The sequence below is a fragment of the Pseudomonas sp. 5P_5.1_Bac1 genome (genome assembly GCF_025466015.1).
In the GTDB taxonomy this organism is placed as follows: domain Bacteria; phylum Pseudomonadota; class Gammaproteobacteria; order Pseudomonadales; family Pseudomonadaceae; genus Aquipseudomonas.
This window is the reverse complement of the sequence record NZ_JANLNX010000094.1, coordinates 1-23,668: the sequence shown is the minus strand read 5'-3', so window position 1 is coordinate 23,668 and position 23,668 is coordinate 1. Positions and strand designations below refer to the sequence as shown.

The following is a 23,668-nucleotide window of genomic DNA, read 5'->3' as shown; positions in this document are numbered from 1 at the left end:
TGATCGCGGCATTTTTTTCGGTTCTTCGGGGTTGTGTGCTGGCACAACCCCGACACCTGGCTACAGCCCAATCAGAACTCGGTCGGCTGAATGATCTCGACCCAGTAATCATCCGGGTCCTTGATGAACGCCAGGTGCTTCATCCGGCCATCGCTCAGGCGCTTCTGGAAGTTCACACCCAACTGCTCGAAACGCTCGCAGGCAGCGCGGATATCCGGCACGGCAATGCAAATGTGACCGAAGCCACGCGGATCGGTGTTGCCGTTGTGATAGGCGAACGCCGGATCGTTCTCGGTGCCGTGGTTATGGGTCAGTTCGAGAATGCCCGGGATCGACTTCATCCACTCGGTGCGCTTGGCCGCGTCGGCCGGGATCTGCGCCTTGTCCACCAGGGCAAGGAAGTACAGGCTGAATTCGGCTTCCGGGAAGTCGCGTTTTTCCACCAGGCTGAAGCCCAGCACGCGGGTATAGAAGTCCAGGGATTTGGCGACGTCCTTCACCCGCAGCATGGTGTGGTTGAAGACGAAGTTGTGGGTGGCGGCATCGGGCTGCGCTGTGACGCCAGGGAGGGTATCGAGGTCTTGCAGGCTCATGGGCACTCCGCAATTGAGGCCGGCGCCAAGGGCGTCGGCAAAACAGTCAGGCGGCCATGATACGGAACTGAATCCATTGCGCAAACAATTGCGCCCCGTGGCCGAAGCTCACGGGGCGCAGGAATTAGAAGCCCGCCGAAGCGGGCGAATGGGGCGCTAATCCTTTAGCAGCCTCCATCCTGATCCACTGATTGTGAAAAATATGTGAAGCGAATTTCACTTGCGCAACCATTTGTCAACGGTATCCGCCCCATATTGTTGTTTCCAGGCTTTAAGACCGCGGTGGTTGCCGCCTTTGGTCTCGATCAGTTCACCGGTATTCGGGTTCTCGTAGACTTTCACCACCCGCGCCCGACGTTGTTTCGGTGTGCGCGCCACGGACTTGGTGGCGGCCGCGGGGTCGAGGATTGCGATGATGTCGCGCAGGCCTTTGTCGTAGTTCTTCATCAGCGCGACAAGTTTCTGTTCGAATTCGATTTCACGTTTAAGGCCGGAGTCCTTTTTCAATACCTCCAGTTGTGCGATCTGTTCCTGAAGGGCTTTCTCGGCGGCGCGAAACTCTGCAAGTCTGGACACGGTAACCACTCCTGTATCAACGGTGTTGGGCACTGCGATGACCGCAAATAACACAACGACCACGGGGCTGTAATAACAGCATGGTTAACAGTGTAGCCAATTGCCCACGGACTAACAGTGAACTTTTAAGGCGCCGGCCATGGAACTTTCAAACTTGATAATGTTCGGTGCCCGGATGAAGTAACGAGGGTGTCTGGCGAAGGCCTTCGACCATGGTCCAATGGGCCGGGCCAGAGCGCTTGCCGATAATCCGCGGCCGCCGCGCGAGTCCGTGCGACGGTGTAGGGCCCCGGGTGCTTGGCGCGGGGCCGTTTCTTGCCTTTATTCGGATTTCCTGTTGCTCATGTTTGCCCCTCTTTCTTGCTCTTGCGGGCGCCGTTTGTGTGGCCTGGCGGGAGTGTTCGTCAGTCTTTCGACGCACGCCGGCGGTTTTTTCGAAGACAGCCGCGCACGTGTGGAAACACGCAATGTTTACTTCAATCGTGACTTCCGTGACGGCCACAGCAGTTCCACCCAAGGCGCATCGAAACGCGAGGAATGGGCGCAAGGCTTTATTCTGAATATTCAGTCCGGTTATACCGACGGGCCGTTCGGCTTCGGTGTTGATGCGCTGGGCATGTATGGTTTCAAACTGGATTCGAGTCCGGCCGACAGCAACAGTGGGCTGTTGCCTTCCCGTGGACATGATCCACGCCAGTCCGAGGATCAATACGCCAAGCTCGGCCTGACCGGCAAAGTCCGTTATTCGAAAACGTTGTTGAACTATGGCGCGATGCTGCCGGACATGCCGCTGCTCAAATACAACGACGGGCGCTTGTTGCCGACGATGTTCCATGGCGCCTCGCTGACGTCCGAGGAAGTCAGCGACCTGCGCTTGAGTCTGATGCGCCTGGACAAATACACCGCCCGCGATTCCACCGATGCCCAGGACATCCGCGTGCACTGCAAGAACAAGCGCTATGCCTGCGACACCAGCGCCGATCACTTCGACCTGGCTGGCCTGGACTACCGGATCAACGAGCGGGTCAGTGCGCAGTACCAGGTGGCGAAGCTGGAGAACATCTACCGCCAGCACTTCCTGGGACTTACCGCCAGCCAGCCGCTGGCGACCGGCAGCCTTTCCGCCGACCTGCGCCTGATCAAGAGTGACGATATCGGCCGGGCCCGCGCCGGCGAAATCGACCACCGCGCGTTCAGCGGCATGCTCGGCTACAGCCCGGGCGCGCACAAGCTCAGCGCCGGCTGGCAGCGCATGTATGGCGACAGCGCCATGCCGTACCTGGATGGCAGCAACCCGTACCTGGTCAACTACGCCCAGGTCAACGATTTTGCCGCGGCGCAAGAGCGCTCCTGGCAACTGCGCTACGACTATGACTTCAAGGCCCTGGGCCTGAACGGCCTGACCTTCTTCACCCGCTATATCAATGGCGACCACGTCAAGGTCCCCGGCAGTCTGGCCGAGGGTAAGGAGTGGGAGCGCGACACCGAGCTGAAGTACCAGGTGCAAAGCGGTACGTTCAAGGATGTCAGCGTGCGCTTGCGTAATTCGACGTATCGCAGCAACTACGAGCAGTTCGCCCGCGACATGGATGAAACCCGGGTGATCGTCAGCTACAACGTCTCGATCTGGTAAAACCCGCCCGGCTGCGCCGACAATGCGCCGGCGCACTTCGGGAGTCTTCACCCATGAAACACCTGCTGTTGATCGGAATTGGCCCGGGCAATCCGCGGCAGATCACCCTTGAAGCCATCGACGCGCTGAACCGTGCCGATGTCTTCTTCGTGCTGGACAAGCACCAGAGCAACGACGACATGCTGCACCTGCGCAAGCAGATGCTGGAGCAGTGGGTGACCCGTCCGTACCGGCTGGTGCAGGTCGAAGACCCGCGCCGCGATGGCGAGGCGGCCGATTATGTTGGCGCCGTGCGTGACTGGCACCAGCAGCGCGCCGCGCTCTACGGCCGGTTGCTGGCCGACGAGCTGCACGACGGCGAATGCGGCGCCTTCCTGCTCTGGGGCGAGCCGGGTTTGTACGACAGCACGCTGCGGATTCTGGAGTTGGTGGAAGGCGCGGCCTTCAGCCTCGAAGTAATTCCCGGCATCAGCAGCGTGCAGGCGCTGGCCGCGCGTCACCGCGTTCCGCTGAATCGCGTTGGCGAGCCGCTGCAGATTCTCCCCGGCAGACGGCTGGCCGAAGTACCGCGGATCGACAACCTGGTGGTGATGCTGGACGGCAAGTGCGCGTTCGCCGAGCTGGACGACCCGGACCTGCACATCTATTGGGGCGCCTATCTGGGCAGCGCCGACGAAATCCTCATCAGCGGGCCGCTGTTGGCGGTCAAGGCGCAGATCCTCGCCGCCCGGGAGCAGGCGAGGGCGCGCAAGGGCTGGATCATGGACACTTATCTGCTGCGTCGTCAGTAAGCCGGTTTTTCGCTTCGATCCACTGCGCCATGTATTGGGTGCTCTTGTGCTGGTGATGACGCAACATCGCCCCGGTGAAGTTGTACAGGCGCTGGGCCGGCAGGTCCTGAAACGTCTGTTCGATGCGCTCGACCAGGGCCTGGCTGTGCCAGCGCCGGTCGTAACGGGCGCCGAGCAACTGGCGGGCATCGCGCTGGGCCTGGTTCCAGTGTGCTTCGTCGTTGTACAGGCTGGCCGCAGCTTCGGCCAGGCCCTCGGCAGTGCCGGACACCAGGCCGGGCCAGGGCAGGGCGCCGTGCATAGCTTCGGTACCGATCGGCGTGGTCACGCTCGGCGTACCGACCAACATGGCATCAGTGAGCTCGCCCTTGATCCCGGCGCCGAAACGCAGCGGTGCCAGGCACACCCGCGCCTTGCCCATCACCTCCAGCGCATCGTCGGCGCGCTCAAACATCAGGAAACCGTCCTCGACACTATGCAGCGCAGTGGCCTTGGGCGGGGCGTAGGCGCCGTAAATGTGCAACTGCGCATCGGGCAGGCGGCGGCGGATCATCGGCCAGATGTTGTGCTTCATCCACAGCACCGCGTCCCAGTCCGGCGCATGGCGCAAGTTGCCGATGCTGATGAAATGCGCGCGCTCGGCAAACGGTCGCGGCGCAGTGCCCGGCACCTGCAGCATCAACGGACACCAGTGCAACAGGTCAGGCGGCACGCCGAAGCCGTTGACCAGCAGGTTGATCTCCACGTCGGAGATCATCAGGCTCAAATCGCAGCGGTAGATCGCTGCGAGTTCGCGCTGGGTCAGGTCGGTCGGCGCCATCTGCCGGTAGAGGTCGGGGCCGGAGGTGGCGAACAGTTCGCGGAAATCGTTGGGGTCCAGGCCATGCGTCAGGCGCCGGCGCAGCAGGACATGACGCGCTTCGCGCAGGCTCTGCAGCTCGGACGTCTCCAGCACGCGCAGGGCGTCCGGGCAGTGTTTCTCCACGCGCCAGCCAAATTGCTCTTCCATCATGAAGCGGTCGAACAGCACCACGTCCGGTGCCAGCTCACTGATGAAACGCTCGAAGCTGTCGTCGTTCAGTTCAATGACCTGCTCGCCGATGCCCAGGCTGGCGAGGTCGGCCTTGTGCTCGCCGGCCGCTGCGGGGCTGCTGAAGGTGATGCGCCAGCCGTGGGCCAGGAAGCTTTCGAGGATCTGCATCATGTGTGCGCCGGCGGCCGGGGAGGTCGGCTCGGGCCAGGCATAACCAATGACCAGGACGTGCAGGGGCAATGCGGACATGTGCGGTGGGGCCTTGGAAAAAGGGCGTATTAAAGCAGATTCAGCTTCGCTGCTGCGCTGCGCAAGCGCTCTGTCTGGAGGATCGCGGGTCCTCTTGAGGGAAAATATTTGCGCGCGTACTGAAACAAGTTTCGATACTGTCGGTCTGTAGTGGCAAGCTGCCACGTTTCGGGCGCCGTGGGTGTTGTACTGCAGCTCCGTCCGCGCAATTCCGACTTACCGCAAGGATTCTCATGAAGATCAAAGCTGCTCTGTTGGGTTCTCTCCTGCTGCTCTTGCCGCTGTCTTACGCGCAGGCTGACAACTGCCGTTCGAACAGCTACGGCGGACAAGACTGCCGGTACGACGATGGCACCACGTCGACCAGTCGTTCCAACAGTTACGGTGGTCAGGACACGCGCTACAGCGACGGCCGTTCTTCCACCAGCCGTTCGAACAGCTACGGTGGCCAGGAAACCCGCTTCAGCGATGGCAGCAGTTCCAGCAGCCGCGCCAACAGCTACGGTGGCCAGGATTCCCGCTATAGCAACGGCGAGTCGTCCAACAGCCGCTCCAACAGTTATGGCGGCCAGGACACTCGCAACAGCGATGGCTCCAGCTCCACCAGCCGCTCCAACAGCTACGGCGGTCAGGACACCCGAAACAGCAAGCGCTAACCGATACGCCCCGCAACACGCTCCGCAACGGACACGGTTTGACGCCGTGTCCGCTTGATCGCGAGCTTTTCCGAACGATTCCTCGCAACCACCCCGCAAATTTCATCAAGCCCCCCGGCAGACCACTTCCTCGATCAGAAAAAGGTTGATAGCATCCGGCCACTTCGTGGAGGGCGGTTTTTGTGACGCAGTTCTCGATTCGTCTGATTGCCCCAACGTTGCTGCTGATACTTGCAGCCACCAGCGCCTGGGCTGGCAACACGCCTTGCTCCGGACGCAAGGGTGGAATTGCCGGCTGTGATGGTGATGCCTTCCTGTGTAACGACGGTTCCATCAGCGCCTCGAAAAAAAGCTGCGCCGCCTCTAACGGTGGACGTGGCTCCTCTGCTGTGCCCCGGCCGTTGCTGGACACCAGCAGCGAATGCGGCTGTGGCTCGGGCGCCTACTGCACCGGACCGCGTGGCGGTGTCTACTGCCTCACCCCCGGCGGCAAGAAGAGCTACCGCCGACGCTGACCAACGGTGGTCAGGTTCGGCGTAATTCAGTCGATACTCAAATTGAAACATTCCAAACCTTTACAGGGACGTAGCGAGATGAAGCAGGTAGCGTGGTGGGCGGTTTTGGCCCTGATCAGTGGCGTGGCGCAGGCCGCGACCGAGAGCGATCCGTTGCTTGAGGGCGCCACTTCCACCGCCAGTGAGGTCCGTGGTGTGCTGCGCGCCCGCTTCCAGGCGGTGCTGGCCAGCGAACTGCCCGGCCGCGTCACCGAAATTCCTTTCGCCGAAGGCCAGTCGTTCAGCAAGGGCGATGTGCTGGTGCGTTTCGACTGCAGTGCCTACCAGGCCCAGGCCAACGCTTCCGGCGCCGCGGTGCGTGCCGCCCGTGAAGAATTGCGTAACAAGCAGCAGTTGGCGGCCCTCAACTCGGTCGGCCGCTTCGAAGTGGCCCTCGCCGAAGCCCGGCAGGCCCAGGCCCAGGCCGAATCCCAGGTCTATCAGGTGCAAGTCCAGCGCTGCCAAGTGAAGGCACCGTTCGACGGTCAGGTCGTGGTGCGCCGGGTCCAGGCGCACGAGAGCGTCGCCAGCGGCTCGCCGCTGCTGGAAATCGTCGACAACCGCTCCCTGGAAATCCATTTGCTGGTGCCGTCGCGCTGGCTCGGCAAGCTCAAGCCCGAGCAGACGTTCAGCTTCGTCCCCGATGAAACCGGTACGCCGATCAATGCCGTGGTCAAGCGCCTCGGCGCGCGCATCGACGAGGGCAGCCAGACCCTGCTGCTGATCGGCAGCGTGCCGGCCAACACCCCGGGCCTGCTGGCCGGGATGAGCGGCACCGCGCACTTTGCGGAGCCGCAATGAACGCGCCTGTTCCCGGCGCGCTGGAACAGCTTCTGGCGCATTACCTGAAGCTGGAACGGCAGGCTCGCGCCGCCGCTTCGGTGGAGGTGCTGTCCTTCAGCATGGTCAACGACAGCCAGGCGTTGTTCGGTTTTCGTCACGCGGCGTTGCTGATCACCGGCAAGGTCCGTGCCCTGACCGGCATCAGCGCGGTCGAACCGAACGCGCCATTCGTGGTGTTTATCGAGCGGGTCGCAGGGCGTCTGGCGGCGAGCGATCGCTTCGCCTTGCCCGGCGCGGTGCCGCCGGAGAGTCTGGATCAGGCCAGCCGCGACGACTGGCAAGCGCTTTCGGCGCCCCATGCGTTCTGGCTGCCGCTCAAGGACCGCGAAGGCGAGGTGTTCGGCGGTTTGTGGCTGGCCCGCGACAATCCCTGGAGCGAGGCCGAACAGGCGCTGCTGGCGCAGTTGGGCGATTGTTACAGTCACGCCTGGCGCGCCTTGCAACCGGGCAAACCGTGGCGCCTGCGCTGGCCGGCGCGGACCCGTTGGGCGCTCGCCGGGGCCTTGTTGCTGGTGCTGCTGGTGCCGGTGCGCCAGTCGGTGCTGGCGCCGGCTGAAGTGGTGCCGCGCAACGGTCAGGTCGTCGCGGCGCCGCTGGACGGGGTGGTCGCCGAGTTCCTGGTCAAGCCCAACCAGCCGGTGCAGGCCGGGCAGGTGCTGGTGCGCTTCGACGCCACCAGCCTCAAGGCCCAGGCCGATGTTGCCGAGCGCACCCTGGGTGTCGCCGAGGCCGAACTCAAGGCCAACACCCAGCGGGCTTTTTCCGATACCGATTCCAGTGCCCGGCTGGACCTGCTGGCCGCCCGTGTCGAACAGAAACGCGCCGAACGTGATTACGCGCGTGACCTGCTGGCGCGCAGCGAAGTGCGCGCCGAACGCGACGGCATCGCGGTGTTCGCCGATGCCCAGCGCTGGACCGGCAAGCCGGTGCGCACGGGCGAGCGCCTGCTGGACATCGCCGACCCGGCCCAGGCCGAGCTGCGGATCGAGCTGCCGGTGGCCGATGCCATCGGCCTGGAGCAGGGCGCCGAAGTGGCGCTGTTTCTCGACAGCGACCCGCTGCACCGCCACAGCGCGACCCTGGAACGCGCCGCGTACCAGGCGCAGAGTACGGCGGCCGGGCAACTGGCCTACCGGCTCGATGCGGCCTTCGACGCCGCCCCGCCGCGTATCGGTTTGCGCGGCACGGCCAAGGTCTTCGGTGACCGTGCGCCGCTGGCGCTGTACCTGTTACGCCGGCCGCTGGCGGCGTTGCGTCAGGCGGTGGGCCTGTGATGTTGCCGGCGCTGCGTGCCGACCTGCAGCTTTCGGCGGGTGCGCCGGGGCTCGACGGTTCACCGCAATGGACCCTGGCCGACCCGCTGCGTGGCAAGTATTTCAAACTGGGCGCGCCGGCCATGCGGCTGTTGCGCCACTGGGCGTTGGGCGATCCGAACCGGGTGCTGAAGGCGGCCAACGCCGAGCCCGGCGCGCCGCTCGGGCCGCAGGCGGTGGACGAGCTGCTGCGGTTTCTCCGCGGGCATGACCTGATCAGCGCCAGCGACGCCGAGCAGCGCGCCGGTTATGAGGTCAAGGCGGCCAGCCAGCGCCAGGGCGTGTGGACGCAACTGCTGCACAAATACCTGTTTTTCCGCATTCCGCTGTGGCGCCCGGACGCTTTCCTCAATCGCACCTGGCCGTGGCTGGAGCGGTTCGGTCCGAACCTGCTGCGCTATGGTCTGCCGACGGTGTTGTTGCTGGGGATTTTCCTGGTGATGCGCGACTGGGAGCGCTTCCTCGCGACCTTTCCACACCTGCTCAGCCTGGGCGGTGCGGCGGCCTTCGCCATTGCCCTGGGTTTCGCCAAGCTCTGCCACGAATTCGGCCACGCCTACATGGCCAAGCGCGCCGGTTGCCGGGTGCCGAGCATGGGTGTGGCGTTCATGGTGCTGCTGCCAATGCTCTACACCGATGTCAGCGATGCCTGGCGCGTGCAGGACCGCCGCACCCGGCTGCTGATCGGTGCGGGCGGCGTGCTGGCCGAGCTGGTGCTGGCGTGTATCGCCTTGCTCGCCTGGTCGTTGCTGCCGGACGGGGCAGGGCGCACGGCGGCGTTCATGCTCGCCAGCGCCACCTGGATCACCACCGTGGCGATCAACGTCAACCCGCTGATGCGCTTCGACGGCTATTTCCTGCTCAGCGACCTGTGGGGCGTCGACAACTTGCAGAGCCGCGGCTTTGCCCTGTGCCGCTGGCACCTGCGCGAGCGCCTGTTCGGCTATGGCGAGCCCGCGCCCGAGCGCTGGTCGCCGGGGCTGCGCAAGCGCCTGCTGTGCTGGGGTTATGCCTCGTGGATCTGGCGCGCGGCGCTGTTCTTCGGGATCGCCCTGGCGGTCTATCACCTGTTCTTCAAGGTGCTTGGCATCTTCCTGATGATGGTCGAACTGGTGTGGTTCATCGGTCTGCCAATCTGGCGCGAGTGGGGGCATTGGTGGGAGCACCGGGAAAAGGCGCAGCCGCGCAAGGTGCTGTTCCTCGGCGCTGGCCTGTTGGTGTTGCTGGCGGTACTGGTGGTGCCATGGCGCAGCGGCGTCGAGGTGCCGGCGATGCTTGAAGCGGAGCGGGTCAGTGCCTTGCACGCGCCGGCCCCGGCACGGATTCGCGAAGTGTTGGTTAAAGATGGCCAGCAAGTGGCCGAAAACCAGATAGTGGTGGAACTGGAGTCTCCGGACCTCGCCTCGCGCATGAGCATCACCCGCCGCGAGATCGAGATCCTGCAACTGCAATTGCGCCGTCAGTCGGGGCGCAGTGCCACCGCGGCCGACAGCGGTATTCTTGAACAGCGCCTGGCCGAGGCGGTGGCCGAGTACCGCGGCCTGGCGGCCCAGCGCGAACGCTTGAGCCTGCGTGCGCCGCACGCTGGCGTGGTGCGTGACCTGGCGAAGAATCTCGCGCCCGGACGCTGGATCGGCGTGGACCTGCCGCTGGCTCAGGTCGCGGGCGGTGGTCTGCGTTTGCGTGGTTACCTGGCCGAGGCTGACCTGTGGCGCGTGGCGCCGGGCACGTCGGGGCATTTTGTTGCCGATGACGTATTGCGTGATTCGCTGCCGGTGAGTCTTAAAGATGTGGATGCCAATGGCGTCTCTTACATCGACCAGGAAGCGTTGGTGTCGGACCAGCACGGACCGATTGCCGTGCGCCGCGACGAAGAGAAGCGGGCGCAGCCGCTGGAGGCTCAATATGGCGTTCGTTTTACGCTCGAAAAGGGTGCGCAGCAGCAGGTGTCACACCCGCAAAGAGGCCTTGTGGTGCTGGACGGAGAGGCCATGTCGTTATTGGGATCCGCATGGCGACGACTGGCCGCTTTGGGGGTAAGAGAAAGTGGATTTTAGTAGTGCGGTTGTAAGGCAGTTGGAGTAATCTGCTGTCAATTTGCCACGCCCTTAACTGTGACACCCGTCACAAAATTATTTAGCCCGCAAAGTAGTCATGACAGGGAAGTTTGCTTTGATGCCGAAGTACGCTGTGACGCTCCGTGCCTTGCATTCAGATGATATGGCGTTCATCGAGCGCCTCTATGCCGCTACGCGCGCGGAAGAGATGTCTCATAGCGGTTGGCCCGCCGAGCAGATCGCAACCTTCCTCAGCCAGCAATTCCATACCCAGCACGCCTACTACCAAGCCCATTACGCCGACGCCGAGTTCCTCATCATCGAGCATGAAGGGCAGGCTATCGGCCGGCTGTATCGGTATTGGGGGCCGAGCACCGTGAACCTGATCGATATCGCACTGGTCGCCGAGTATCAGGGGCGGGGCATTGGCAGTGGGTTGATCGAGGACATACTGCGCCGCGCCGATGAGCAAGGCCTGGTGGTCGAGCTGTTCGTCGAAAACTACAACCGTGCCCAGCGGCTGTATGGCCGCCTCGGATTCCATGTCATCAACGAGTCCGGGGTTTACCTGCGCCTGCGCCGCGAACCCCAGACCGCAGTCAGGAAAGTGTCATGAGCCAAGAGCCGCTCTTCACCATGCCCAGCCGGGCCGAACTCGAAACGGCGGATCCCGAGGGCTTCATTCTGCAATTCGCCCCGGAACAGGGGCTGCGGGTTTCACTGTTGGAAGTCCGCGAAGGCGTGCCGATGGATGCGCGCTTCGAATGCTATTCGCTGATGCTCGCGTTGCCCGTCGGGGTGACGTTGCCATCGGACGTGTATCGACTGTTCGGCCCCGAGGGACAGCAATGGCTGTTGCTGCTGACCCAAGTGATGCCGGAACCGGACGGTCGCAATGTGCTGGAAGGCGTGATCCACCGTGAAGTGGGCCTGGCGACCAGCACCGAGAGCTGAAGAGTTTCACCCTAACGCTATTCAACTTAAGGAAGTGTTCGATGAGCGATCCGTTTATTGGCGAAATCAAGATGTTTGGCGGAAATTTCGCCCCGCGCGGCTACTCCTTTTGCAACGGGCAATTGCTGCCACTCACCCAGAACACTGCACTGTTCGCGATTCTGGGCACCACCTACGGTGGCAACGGTCAGTCGACCTTCGGCCTGCCGGACTTCCGCGGTCGTTCGCCCCTCCACTGGGGTCAAGGCACCGGCCTGACGAACATTCTCCTCGGTGAGGTGGCGGGCGCCGAGTCGGTCACCCAAGTGACCAGCCAGATGCCTGCGCACATCCACCAGATGGGACTGACGGTCTCCACTGCGAACGCCACCAGCCCCACGCCGATCGCCAACGGTTACCTGGGCGCGGCCACCGACAAGGACCTGAACCCGGTGAATCTGTACACCACCGACGCGGGTACCCCGGTCGCCCTGAGCTCCTTGCCCAGCACCATCACGGGTGGCTCCCAGCCGTTCGGCATTCGCAACCCGTTCCTCGCCGTCAGCTTCATCATCGCGCTGGTGGGCGAGTTCCCGAGCCGCAACTAATGCAACAACCGGCGGTGCCCATGGGGACCGCCACTTTTTTTGCCGCCTTGACCGCATCGGACAGGGCGGTGGCACACCAGGAGGTGCAACATGAAATTCATCGAACGATTCTCGCGTAAATCCGCTTCGCAGCCGCATTCCGTCGACCCCGGTGCCGCGCCGTTGCTGATGGCCCTCGAGCCGCGAATCATGTTCGATGCGTCCGTTGCCGTGGTTGCCCAGGATGCCGCGCAGGCCGCCGCCGAGCCCGCCAAGGACAGCACCTCCGCAGACAACACCAGCCAGGCCGCCGCCAGCGCCGACACCCGTGCCAGCACCAGCGACAATGCACAACGCCACGAAGTGGTGTTCGTCGACAGCCAGGTCGGCAACGCCGCCGGGCTGATCGCCGGCCTGCCGGCCAACGCCGAGGTCGTAGTGCTCGACCCGAGCAAGGACGGCCTGCAGCAGATGGCCGACTACCTCAAGGGCCGCGAAGGCCTGGACGCGATCCACCTGTTGTCCCATGGCGCGGACGGCACCGTGCAGGTGGGCAATGTCTGGCTGGCGGAAAGCAACCTGGCCCAGCATCAGGCGGCGCTGGAAAGCATCGGTGCCGCGCTCAAGGCCGACGGCGACCTGATGCTCTACGGCTGCCGCGTCGGCGACAGCAGCAAGGGCCAGGCGTTTATCGATGACCTGGCAAGCATCACCGGCGCCGATGTGGCGGCCTCCTCGGACGATACCGGGGCCGCGACGCTGGGCGGCAACTGGACGCTGGAGCGCAGCAGCGGTGTGATCGAAACGGCCACCCTGACGGTGGATGCCTACGACGGTCTGCTGGTGACCACCTGGAGTACCGGAAATGCTCCGCTGGGCTCCTCGACCATTGGCGCGGCCGGTCGTGTGGTGGTTGGCGACTTCGATGGCGACGGCGATACCGACATTCTTTATCAGACCGGCGCCAATGGCAGCGTCTGGGCTTATTCGCGGAGCAACGGCAATGGCACCTTTACCCAACTGGCATTGGCGCAATCGCCGTTTGCCGGGTTAGCGCTGCCGGACCATACCAATTCCAACTACTTCGTTGGCGATTTCGATGGCGATGGTGATATCGATGTGCTGGTCGGGGTGAACGGCACCTCCGGGATGTTCCTGCGCAACGACAATGGTGTTTTCAGCAGCCAATCCAGTGCGTTCTTTCCGCAGCCCGCTGTCGGCTCCCGCATGGTGGTGGGTGATTTCGACAACGATGGTGATACCGACATCCTTTATCAGACGGGCGGCTCTGGCAGTGCCTGGGCCTACGCCCGCAGCGAAGGCGGTGGCAACTTCACGTTTCAGACTCAGGGGACTTCGCCTTTCGCCGGGCTGACACTTCCGGACCACGGGGGCAACAACTATTACGTTGCCGATTTCGACGGCGATGGTGACCTGGACATCCTGGCCGCGGTCAGCGGAGCCACCGGCACCTTCCTGCGCAACAATGGCAGCAGCTTCAGTAGCGGCTCCACTACCACCTTCCCCGCGGCCGCCGCCAACGGACGCCTGCTGGTCGGCGACTTCGACGGCGATGGCGACGCCGACATTCTCTACCAGACCGGTGCCAACGGTACTGCCTTCCAATATGCACGCAGCAATGGTGATGGCACCTTCACCCTCCTGACCCTCGCGAACTCGCCCCTGGCGGGCTTGACCCTGGTCGACCACACCGGCGCGAACTACCGCGTCGGCGACTTCGACGGCGATGGTGACCTCGATATCTTCTCGGCCACCAACTCCAGCTCGGGCAATTTTTATGTGCAGAACGGCTCGCCGCCCGAGGTCACGGCGTCCACCCCGAGCGACAATGCCACCGGTGTCAGCCGGACCGCCAATATCGTGCTGACCTTCAGCGAGTCGGTCACCAAGGGCACCGGCAACCTCTACATCGTGCGGACCTCGGACAACGTGATAGTCGAAACCATCCCGGTCGGCAGTACGCAGATCGTGGGTTCCGGCACCACCTGGACCATCGATCCGTCGATCACCCTGGCCGCTGGCACTTCCTATGCCCTGCGTGCCGACGCCAAGACCTTCGTCGATGCCGACGGCATTGTCTTCAAGGGTATCCAGAACAACACCACGCTGAACTTCGCCACCGCGGCCAACGCCGCGCCGGTAATCGCCAACCTCAACGGCGACTCCGTCAGCTACACCGAAGGCAGCACTGGCACGCGGCTCGATGCCAGCGGCAATGCCACCGTCACCGATGCCGACACCACCCTGTTCACCGGTGGCACCGTCACCGCGTCGATCACCAGCAACGGTGTGTCCAGCGAAGACGTCCTGTTTGTCTTCAACGAGGGCACAGGCCCCACGCAGATCAGCGTCTCTGGCAGCAACATCTCCTATGGCGGCGTCCAGATCGGCACCTTCACCGGTGGCACAACGGGCAGCCCGCTGGTGATCACCCTCAACGGCGCCGCGGACGCCACTGCCGTCACTGCGCTGGTGCGCAACCTGACCTACCGCAACACCAACGATGCCGACATTGCCACGCCGGCGCGCACCGTGCAGGTCACCATCAGCGATGGCGCCGGCGCCACCAGCGCTGCGGCCTTGGTGACGGTAGGTATCAACGCGGTCAACGACGCACCGACCCTGACCGCCACCGGCGCCAACCCGACCTTCACCGAGAACGGTACGGCGGCCATTCTCTTCAGCGGCACCACCATCAGTACCATCGAAGCGGGGCAGACCATCACCGGGCTGATCATGCAGGTCAGCAACCTGGCCGATGGCAGCCTGGAAAAGCTGGTCATCGACGGCACCACTGTCAACCTCACCGACCTGACGTCGGTGACCACGGGCACCAACGGCCTGAGCGTGTCGGTTGCCGTCTCCGGCAGTACCGCCACCGTGACCGTCACCCATGCCGGGATAACCACGGCGCTGGCGCAGACCATCGTCAACAACATCGCCTACCGCAACGACAGCGACAGCCCGCAGGGCGCTTCACGCACCGCCACCCTGACCGCCGTTCGCGACAGCGGCGGCCTCGCCAATGGCGGGACTGAAATCGGCATATTGTCGATTGCCAGCGTGGTGACCCTAGTGTCGGTGAACGATGCTCCGACCCTGGCCGGTGGGCCTTACGTCCTGACGGGCACGAACGAAGACACCACCTCCACTGGAACCTCGATAGCCACGATACTGGCCGGCCTCACCTACGGCGATCTGGACACCGGCGCCCAGAAGGGTATCGCGGTGACCGCGGTCAGCGGCAGCGGCTCTTGGCAGTACTCCACCAATGGGGTCACCGGCTGGACCAACTTCGGCACGGTGTCCACCGGAGCCTCGTTGCTGCTGGTGCAAACCACGTACGTGCGCTTTGTCCCCGGCGGCGCCAACGGCGAAACCGCGACCCTGACGTTCCGCGCCTGGGACCAGACCAGTGGTCTGGCGTCCTCCAGTGCCGTGCCGCGCACCGCCGACACCAGTGTCACCGGCGGCAGCACCGCGTTCTCCTCGGGCACCGCCTCGGCCTCGCTCACCGTCACCGATGTCAATGACGCGCCGGTGCTCACTCCTGCCGCGCCGACCCTGCCAGGCCTGACCGACGGCTCGATCAACAACAGCGGCGTTCTGGTCGGTTCGCTGTATGGCGCCAACTACACCGACGTCGATACCGGCGCCCTGAAAGGCATCGCCATCACCAGCCTGAATAGCGGCAACGGCACCTGGCAGTACAGCCTCGACGGCACCACCTGGAGCAACGTCGGCACCGTGTCGGCGAGCAGCGCGCTGCTGCTACGTGCCAGCGATCACGTGCGCTTCGTGCCGGATGGCATCAACGGCACCAGTGCTAGCGTCACCTTCCGCGCCTGGGACCAGACCGGCGCTAGCGCCGGACAACAGGGCACCAAGGTCGATGCCTCCGCTGCCGGCGGCACCACCGCGTTCTCCACGGCACTGGACACGGCCAGCGTGACCGTGACCGCGGTCAACGATGCGCCGACCATGACCTCCAGTTCCGGCACCGTGTCCTGGGCCGAAGGTAACAACACCACGTCCACGCCGGTGGTGATCGACTCCGGCGTGACCATCGCCGACCCGGATGGTCCGGACCTGAGCCAGGCCACTGTGATCGTGTCCAACCATTACGTGGGCCAGGACCAACTGGGCTTCATCAACAACCCCGCCACCATGGGCAACATCATCGGAAGCTGGAACGCCACCACTGGCGTTCTCACCCTGACGTCGGTCGGCAACCAGGCGAGCCTGGCGCAGTGGCAGGCCGCGTTGCGCTCGGTGACCTACACCAACCTGTCGGACAACCCGACCACCACCACCCGCAACATCGAGTTCCAGGTCACCGACGGCGGTGGTCTGGCTGCGTCCGCCGTGACCCGCAGCGTCACCCTTACTGCGGTCGACGGCTCGCCGATCATCACGGCGCCGTCGAACACCCAGGTGGTCGAGGACATTGCCTCGGTCATCAACCTGATCAGCATCAGCGATGTCGATTCCAGCAACGCCATCGTGACCCTGAGTGTCGCCTCGGGCACGCTCAACGCCAACAGCGGCAGCGGCGTGACCGTGGGCGGTACGTCCAGCGCGCTGACCCTGACCGGCACCATCACTGACATCAACAGCTTCATCGCCAGCAACAAGCTGAGCTACACCACGGCGGCCAACGCCACCGCCAACGTGACCCTGACCATCAGCGTCGATACCGGCAGCGTCAGCACCACCAGTACCACCATGACCCTCACCGTCAACCCGGTGAACGATGCACCGGTGGCGACGGTGCCGCCATCGATCGGCGTGGTCGAGGATGTCCCGGGTGCACTGACAGGCATCAGCTTCAGCGATGTCGATGCCGGCAGCGCCTCGGTCACCGCGACGTTCTCGGTGCCCAGCGGTACGTTGATCGCCACCTCCGGCAGCGGCGTCACGGTGCTGGGCTCCGGCACCGGCGCGCTGACGCTGTCGGGTTCGCTGAGCGATATCAACGCCTTCATCGCCGCCTCCGCCGTCAAATTCCAGACCGCGCTCAACAGCACCAGCACCGTCACCTTGACCGTGTCGATCAACGACAACGGCAACACCGGCGGTTCCGCGCAGACCGACAGCAAGACCGTCAGCCTGGTGGTGGACGCCGTGAACGACGCGCCGGTCAACACCGTGCCGGGCAGCCAGAGCGTGCCGCAGGACAGCGTGCTGACATTCAGCACGGGCAACGGCAATGCCATCGTGGTCAGCGACGTGGACCTGGGCGGCAACCAGATCGACGTCACCCTGACCGCGACCAATGGCCTGATCACCCTGTCGACCCAGAGTGGACTGGGTCTGCTGGTCGGCACTGGCACGGGCGATGCCACTGTCAGGTTTGTCGGTTCGCTGGCTGCGGTCAACGCCGCCCTCGACGGCCTCACGTTCACCCCGACCGCGGGCTACAACGGCGTCGCGGCGCTGCAAATCCACACCACTGACAATGGCTCCGTCGGCACCGGTGGCGCTCAGACCGACACCGATGTCATCGCCATCACCGTCGCGCCGCTGAACCCCAACGTAACCAATGTCAGCGTCGTGCAACCGGACCGCGCCTACAAGGTGGGCGAGCAACTGACGATCACGGTTACCTTCGACATGAACGTGATCGTTGCCAACGGCATACCGACCCTTCTGCTGGAAACCGGGCTGATCGACCGCCTGGCGACCTATGTCAGTGGTTCTGGCAGCAACACCCTGAGCTTCAGCTACACGGTGCAGGCCGGTGACGTCAGCGCTGACCTCAACTACAACAGCACCAGCGCGCTGCAACTCAACGCCGCGACCATCCAGAGCGTCCACAGTAATAACGCGACGCTGACGCTGCCTGCCCTCAACGGCAACGCCTCGATCGCCGGCCAGAAAGCCATCGTCATCGATGGCGTAGTGCCGACCATCAGCAACGTCGCCAGCCCGGCCGATGGCACCTACATCCTCGGCCAGAACCTCGATTTCACGGTCAACTTCAGCGAGAACGTAGTAGTCGATGCCAGTGGCGGCACCCCGCGTATCGAGGTGACCCTCGACACCGGCGGCACCGCCTACGCCGAGTACGTCTCCGGCAGCGGTACCAGCGCGCTAGTGTTCCGCCTGGTGGTCGCCAGCGGCCAGCAGGACAGCAACGGCATCACCGTCGGCAACAGCATCCAGCTCAACGGCGGCAGCCTGCGCGACCTGGCCGGCAACGACAGCGCCACCGCCTTCACCCCGGCCAGCAGCAGCGGCATCCTCGTTGATGGCGTGGTACCGACCGTGGCCACGGTCAACGTGCCGGCCAACGGTTCGTACAAGGCCGGCGACGTGCTGAGCTTCACGGTCAACGCCAGCGAAGCGGTGTTCGCCAGCGGTTCGCCGCGCCTGGCCCTGGATATCGATGGGGTCACTCGTTACGCCACCCTGGTCCCGGGTAGCAGCAGCGGGGCGACCCTGGTCTTCCAGTACACCGTGCAGGCGGGTGACAACGATAGCGACGGTATCAGCGTCGGCAGCAACCTCGACCTCAACGGCGGCAGCGTCAAGGATGCTGCCGGTAATGACCTGACCCTGACCCTGAACAGCGTCGGCAGCACCACGGCGGTGCTGGTGGATACCGGCGTACCGAGCGTGACCGGTGTCACCCGCTCCGGCGGCGCGATCTCCAACGGCAGTTCGGTCAGCTATGACGTGACGTTCAGCGAAGACGTCAGCGGTGTCGATATCAACGACTTCAACGTCATCTTCGGCGGGACCGTCACCGGCACCCTGGCCAGCGTCACCCGGATCAACGGCCGCGCCTTCAGTGTCGTGATCGGCAACCTCAGCGGTGCCGGTACGGTCACGCTGGCGCTGAACAACAGCGGTACCGGCATCGTCGATGCGGCCAACAACGAAGTGACGGGCGGCCTGGTCGGCCAGACCTACATCATCGACCGCATCGCCCCGACGGTGACCAGCGTCAGCGTGCCGGGCAACGGCGCCTACGTCGCCGGGCAGACCCTCGACTTCACCGTCAACCTGACCGAGAACACCACCGTCGACACCACCGACGGCATCCCGCGCATCCAAGTAACCCTGGACAACGGCCAGACCGCCTGGGCCAACTATGTGTCCGGCTCCGGCAGCAACGCCCTGGTGTTCCGCCTGGACGTCGTCAACGGCCAACTGGACACCAACGGCATCACCCTCGGCAGTGCCATTGACCTTAATGGTGGGATCGTGCGCGACGGGGCCGGCAACGATGCCGTCACCACCCTGAACAGCGTCGGCGACACCAGCGGCGTGACGGTGGATGCGGTCGTCCCAGTGGTCGACAGCGTCAGCCTGCCGGCTGACGGCAGCTACAAGGCTGGCGACGTGCTCAGCTTCACCGTCAACACCAGCGAAGGCGTGGTGGTCGACACCACCAGCGGCACCCCGCGACTGGTGCTCACCGTGGGCGGCGTGACCCGCTACGCCACCTACACCTCCGGCGCGGCCAATGGCGCCCTGGTCTTCCAGTACACCGTGCAGTCCGGCGACACCGCCAGCGGCGGCATCGCCGTCAACGGCACCCTGGACCTCAACGGCGGCCATATCAACGACCCGGCCGGCAACGCCCTGAACCTCAACCTCGGCGCCGTCGGCAACACCGGCAACGTGCTGGTCGACACCACGCTGCCCTACGCGGCCAACATCGTGCGTGCCGATGCGACGCCGACCAACAGCGCCACGGTCAGCTACACCGTGACCTTCAGCGAGGTGGTGAACAACGTTGATGCCAGCGACTTCGCGGTGTTCTTCACCGGCACCGCCAACGGCAGCATCGACAACATCAGCAGCGTTGATGGCAAGGTCTACACCGTGACCATCGGCAACCTCAGCGGCGCCGGTCTGGTGCGTTTGGACGTCAAGCCAGGCACCGATATCGCCGACGCCGCCGGCAACCTGGTGGTCGGTGCGCGGGTTGGCGTCAACTACACCATCGACCGGGTCGCGCCAAGCGTGACGGGCGTCGATGTGCCCGCCAACGGCACCTACGTCGCCGGGCAGAACCTCGACTTCACCGTGCACCTGAGCGAAGCGGCACAACTGGATACCAGCAACGGCTCGCCGCGTCTGGAAGTGCTGCTGGACAACGGCCAGACCGCCTACGCCGAGTACCTGTCCGGCGCCGGCACCAACGCCCTGGTGTTCCGCCTCACCGTCAGCACCGGCCTGTTGGATACCAACGGCATCACGGTGGGCAATGCCATCCAGCTCAACGGCGCGACCTTGCGTGACGCTGTCGGCAACGATGCGCAGTTGGGCCTCAACGGCGTTTCGGCAACCGACGGCGTGCTGGTCGATGCCGTGGTCCCGACCGTCACCACCGTTGGCCTGCCGGCGCCGGGCGCCTACAACGCCGGCGACGTGCTGCGCTTCACCGTCAACGTCAGCGAAACGGTCAATGTCGACACCAGCAGCGGCACTCCGCGTATCGCGCTGAACATCGGCGGCGTGACCCGCTACGCCACCTATGTGTCCGGCAGCGGCAGCAATGCGCTGGTGTTCGAGTACACCGTCGCGCCGAGCAACAACGCCAGTGGCGGCATAGGCCTGGGCGGTACGCTCGACCTCGACGGTGGGACCGTGCGCGACGCCGCCGGCAACGCCTTGAACCTGGCGCTGAACACCCCGGGCGTGGCGTCCGGCGTGGTCATCGACACCGTGGCACCGCAGGTCGGCGACATCGTCCGCGTCGACCTCAGCCCGACCAACAATGGTTCGGTGCGCTACACCGTGACCTTCGACGAGGGTGTGTCCGGCGTCGACAGCGCCGATTTCTCGCTGGCCTTCACCGGTTCGGCCAGTGGCCGCATCGCTTCGGTAGAGCGGGTCAACGACCGCACCTACACCATCCTGGTGGACAACCTGGCTGGCGCCGGCAACGTGCGCCTGGACCTGAATGCCACCGGCACCGGCATAGTCGATGTCGCCGGCAACCCAATTACGGGTGGCCTGCAGGGCGCCATCTACAGCATCGACCGTGTCGCGCCGTCGGTGAGCAGCGTGGATGTCCCGGCCAGCGGCACCTACGTCGCCGGCCAGCACCTGGACTTCACCGTGCGCACCGACGAAGCGGTGCTGGTGGACAGCGGCGACGGCAATCCGCGTCTGGCGATTACCCTGGACAACGGTCGCGTGGTCTACGCCGACTACGTGTCCGGCTCGAACGGCAATGCCCTGGTGTTCCGCCTGAATGTCACCAGCGGCATGTCCGGCAACAGCACCTTCAATGTCGGCTCGGCCATCGACCTCAACGGCGGCAGCATCCGTGACGCCCGTGGCAACGACGTGCAGGCTGGCCTGAACAACGTCGCCGATACCCGCGGCATCCTCCTCGACGCCAAGGCCCCGCGGCCAACCGGCATCGTGGTGGACGGCCCGGTCCAGCCGGCCGACCGCACCCTGAACTTCACCCTGACCTTCGACGAGGCGGTCAGCGGCGTCGATGCCGGCGACTTCAGCGTGGTCGGTACTGGCAGCGCCAGTGGTTCGGTACAGTCCGTGCAGCAGATCGACGCCAAGACCTATCGCATCACCGTCGGCAACATGAGCGGGGCGGGAGCCCTGGCCCTGAGCCTGAACGCCTTCGGCAGCGGCATCCGCGACCAGGCCGGCAACGAACTGGCGGTGTCCCTCACGGGGCAGTCGCAGACCATCCAGTCGCAAGATGTCGGCGACCTCAACTACCGGCTCAACCCACCGGATACCCTCGTCGCGCCGCAGGTAGCGGTGGTGCAGCCGCAAGTCCCGGGCTTCGTCGTCAACGAGGCGGTGTCGCCATTGGCGGCGCCGGCCTTGTTCGAAATACGCACCGTCGGCGGTAGCCTGCAGCCGCTGGGCACCATCTTCCTCGGCAACGGCAGCAGCGCGCCGAGCTTCATCGCCCAGGTCTTCGCCAGCAGCGACGCCGGTATCGGCGGCGGCCAGGGCGGATTCCTCGGCTTTGGCGGCGGCGATGGCGGGGTGTTCGGCAGCAGTACCTTCGCCAACATCTTTGGTCGCGATGTGCCGGGTGTCAGCGAAATGAACATATTCAATGGCAGCCAGTGGCGCCAGAGCGACCTCAACCAGGGGCTGCGCGGGGTGTTCGGGGCACCGACCCTCGGCCAGCAACTGCATCACATCAATGAAACCGACCAGCGCCAGGTGCGCGAGTTGGCCATAGCCCTGGCTCAGCCGGCGCAGATCGGGAAGCGGGCATGACGTACAGCACACACTTGCGAAATAAAGCCGTACCAGGGGGCGGCCCAAGGATGAAAAAAAGCCAGAAATTGTTCGGTGCCAGCTTGCTGGCGCTGGCCATCAGCGGTTGCGCTGTCACCAGCCAGCCAATCGACCGCAGTGCCAGCGAGGAACGTGCACGCACCGACCTGGCGACCATGTTCAAGGACCAGGAACCGCTCAACGGCCCGCTGACCCTGCACCAGGCCATGGCCCGCGCGGTGAAATACAACCTCGAAGCGCGCCTGAAAGTGATGGAAGAAGCGCTGTCCAAGCGCCAGGTCGACCTGGCGCGCTTCGACATGCTGCCGCGCATGGCCGTGGCGGCCGGTTACGCAGGCCGCAACAACACCAGCGCCTCCAGCAGCCAGAGCGTCCGCACCGGCACCCAGTCCCTGGAACCGTCGACCTCCCAGGACCGTGACCGCGAAGTGGCGGACCTGACCATGGTCTGGAACGTGCTGGACTTCGGTGTCAGCTACGTCAGCGCCAAGCAGCAGGCCGACCAGCGTCTGATCCTCGAAGAACGCCGGCGCAAAGTGATCCACACCATCACCCAGGACGTGCGTTCGGCGTACTGGCGTGCGGTGGCGGCCCAGCGCCTGCTGACCCAGATCGACGGCCTGATGGCGCGTATCCACGAAGCCCGCACCAACAGCCAGCACATGGCGGCCCAGCGGGTCGGTGATCCGGTGCAGTCGCTCAGCTACCAGCGCGCGCTGATCGAAGCCACGCGCCAACTGGAAGAGCAGCGCCGCGCGTTGTCGCTGGCCAAGACCGAGCTGGCGGCGCTGGTCAACCTGCCGCTGAACACCAACTTCGCCCTGGCGCCGGAAGAGGGCTATGTGGTGCCGGAGTTCAAGGCTGACTTCGCCCAGTTGGAGCAGAAGGCCCTGGCCAATCGCCCGGAACTGCGCGAGCAGGACTATCAGGCGCGCATCAGCGCCGCGGAAACCCGCAAGGCCATGCTGCGCCTGCTGCCGGGCCTGGAATTCTCGGTTGGCGGTCATTACGACAGCAACTCCTTCCTGGTCAACCAGAGCTGGGCGGACTACGGCGTCAAGGTGACCTGGAACCTGTTCAACGTGCTCTCGGCGCCGGCGGCGATCAAGGTCGCCGAAGCGGGTGAAGACGTTGCCGCGGCCCGTCGTCAGGCGATGTCGATGGCGGTACTGGCGCAGTTGTACGTGGCCCGCGCCAACTACAGCGAAGCCGTGCGCCAGTTCCACACCAGCGAAGAGCTGGCGACCCTCGACGGACAGATCGCCGAACAACTGCGCAACCGCTTCCAGACGCAGAACATCGGTGAACTGGAACTGATCCAGGGCGAACTGAACAACCTGCAGACCCAGCTCAAGCGCGATCTGTCCTACGCAGAACTACGCAATGCCTACGCGCAGTTGTACGTCAGCTCCGGCACCGACCTGCTGCCGGACAGCCTGCCGGACAACAACCTGCAGACGATTGCCACGGCGCTGCAGAACAGCGAGGCGAACTGGAACCATTGATGGCTCCGGGGGCTGCTTTGCGGCCCTTCGCGAGCAAGCTCGCCCCTACATAATTATAATTATGGTGGCCCCAGGTCCCCCC

14 protein-coding genes and 2 pseudogenes are annotated in these 23,668 nt (G+C 64.5%); 13 read left to right on the top strand and 3 right to left on the bottom strand.

What is annotated here, in order from left to right; genetic code table 11:
- Positions 1–71: 71 nt before the first annotated feature.
- Both gloA and NTD82_RS20330 read right to left on the bottom strand, forming a co-directional pair.
- Positions 72–593, bottom strand: coding sequence for a lactoylglutathione lyase (gloA, locus tag NTD82_RS20335; protein WP_110971193.1), 522 nt, complete (start codon positions 591–593; stop codon positions 72–74).
- Positions 594–809: 216 nt separating this feature from the next.
- Positions 810–1,169 (bottom strand): histone-like nucleoid-structuring protein, MvaT/MvaU family, encoded by a 360-nt coding sequence (locus NTD82_RS20330; protein WP_095157477.1) that lies wholly within the window; start codon positions 1,167–1,169, stop codon positions 810–812.
- 343 nt (positions 1,170–1,512) lie between these two features.
- Here NTD82_RS20330 and NTD82_RS20325 point away from each other — a divergent pair, with 343 nt between their 5' ends.
- Both NTD82_RS20325 and cobF read left to right on the top strand, forming a co-directional pair.
- Positions 1,513–2,802: an OprD family porin gene (locus NTD82_RS20325; protein WP_262129960.1), complete on the top strand. Its 1,290-nt coding sequence runs from the start codon at positions 1,513–1,515 to the stop codon at positions 2,800–2,802.
- 53 nt (positions 2,803–2,855) lie between these two features.
- Positions 2,856–3,593, top strand: coding sequence for a precorrin-6A synthase (deacetylating) (gene cobF / locus NTD82_RS20320; RefSeq protein ID WP_262129958.1), 738 nt, complete (start codon positions 2,856–2,858; stop codon positions 3,591–3,593).
- On the opposite strand, the gene NTD82_RS20315 is transcribed toward cobF, so the two are convergent.
- Complete coding sequence (locus NTD82_RS20315; RefSeq protein WP_262129957.1) at positions 3,562–4,875, bottom strand: glycosyltransferase; 1,314 nt, start codon at positions 4,873–4,875, stop codon at positions 3,562–3,564. The two genes, cobF and NTD82_RS20315, sit on opposite strands and share 32 nt — an antisense overlap.
- Positions 4,876–5,108: 233 nt before the next feature.
- Between NTD82_RS20315 and NTD82_RS20310 the strand changes: the two genes are divergently transcribed.
- The 11 genes and pseudogenes from NTD82_RS20310 to NTD82_RS20265 all read left to right on the top strand — a co-directional run bounded on the left by NTD82_RS20310 (position 5,109) and on the right by NTD82_RS20265 (position 23,586).
- Positions 5,109–5,531, top strand: coding sequence for a hypothetical protein (locus NTD82_RS20310; RefSeq protein ID WP_262129956.1), 423 nt, complete (start codon positions 5,109–5,111; stop codon positions 5,529–5,531).
- 206 nt (positions 5,532–5,737) lie between these two features.
- A complete protein-coding gene (locus tag NTD82_RS20305; protein ID WP_262130002.1) occupies positions 5,738–6,046 on the top strand; it encodes a hypothetical protein in 309 nt (102 codons plus the stop codon).
- A gap of 78 nt (positions 6,047–6,124) precedes the next feature.
- Complete coding sequence (locus NTD82_RS20300) at positions 6,125–6,886, top strand: efflux RND transporter periplasmic adaptor subunit (RefSeq protein WP_095157489.1); 762 nt, start codon at positions 6,125–6,127, stop codon at positions 6,884–6,886.
- Positions 6,883–7,114 (top strand): annotated as a pseudogene (locus NTD82_RS29450) (HlyD family secretion protein); the annotation flags it as partial. The gene NTD82_RS20300 and the pseudogene NTD82_RS29450, both read left to right, overlap by 4 nt.
- 83 nt (positions 7,115–7,197) lie before the next feature.
- A pseudogene (locus NTD82_RS20295) lies at positions 7,198–8,202 on the top strand (efflux RND transporter periplasmic adaptor subunit); the annotation flags it as partial.
- Complete coding sequence (locus tag NTD82_RS20290) at positions 8,199–10,298, top strand: site-2 protease family protein (RefSeq protein ID WP_262129955.1); 2,100 nt, start codon at positions 8,199–8,201, stop codon at positions 10,296–10,298. The pseudogene NTD82_RS20295 and the gene NTD82_RS20290, both read left to right, overlap by 4 nt.
- Positions 10,299–10,416: 118 nt before the next feature.
- Entirely contained in the window at positions 10,417–10,914 is a 498-nt protein-coding gene (locus NTD82_RS20285; protein ID WP_262129954.1) for a GNAT family N-acetyltransferase, read from the top strand.
- Positions 10,911–11,252, top strand: coding sequence for a DUF6916 family protein (locus NTD82_RS20280; RefSeq protein ID WP_262129953.1), 342 nt, complete (start codon positions 10,911–10,913; stop codon positions 11,250–11,252). The genes NTD82_RS20285 and NTD82_RS20280 overlap by 4 nt, the downstream gene beginning before the upstream one ends.
- A gap of 41 nt (positions 11,253–11,293) precedes the next feature.
- Entirely contained in the window at positions 11,294–11,839 is a 546-nt protein-coding gene (locus NTD82_RS20275; protein WP_095157498.1) for a phage tail protein, read from the top strand.
- A 90-nt stretch (positions 11,840–11,929) separates the two neighbouring features.
- Positions 11,930–22,060 (top strand): DUF4347 domain-containing protein, encoded by a 10,131-nt coding sequence (locus NTD82_RS20270; protein WP_262129952.1) that lies wholly within the window; start codon positions 11,930–11,932, stop codon positions 22,058–22,060.
- Positions 22,061–22,110: 50 nt separating this feature from the next.
- On the top strand, positions 22,111–23,586 hold the full coding sequence (locus tag NTD82_RS20265) for a TolC family protein (protein WP_262129951.1): 1,476 nt from the start codon (positions 22,111–22,113) through the stop codon (positions 23,584–23,586).
- Positions 23,587–23,668 lie beyond the last annotated feature (82 nt).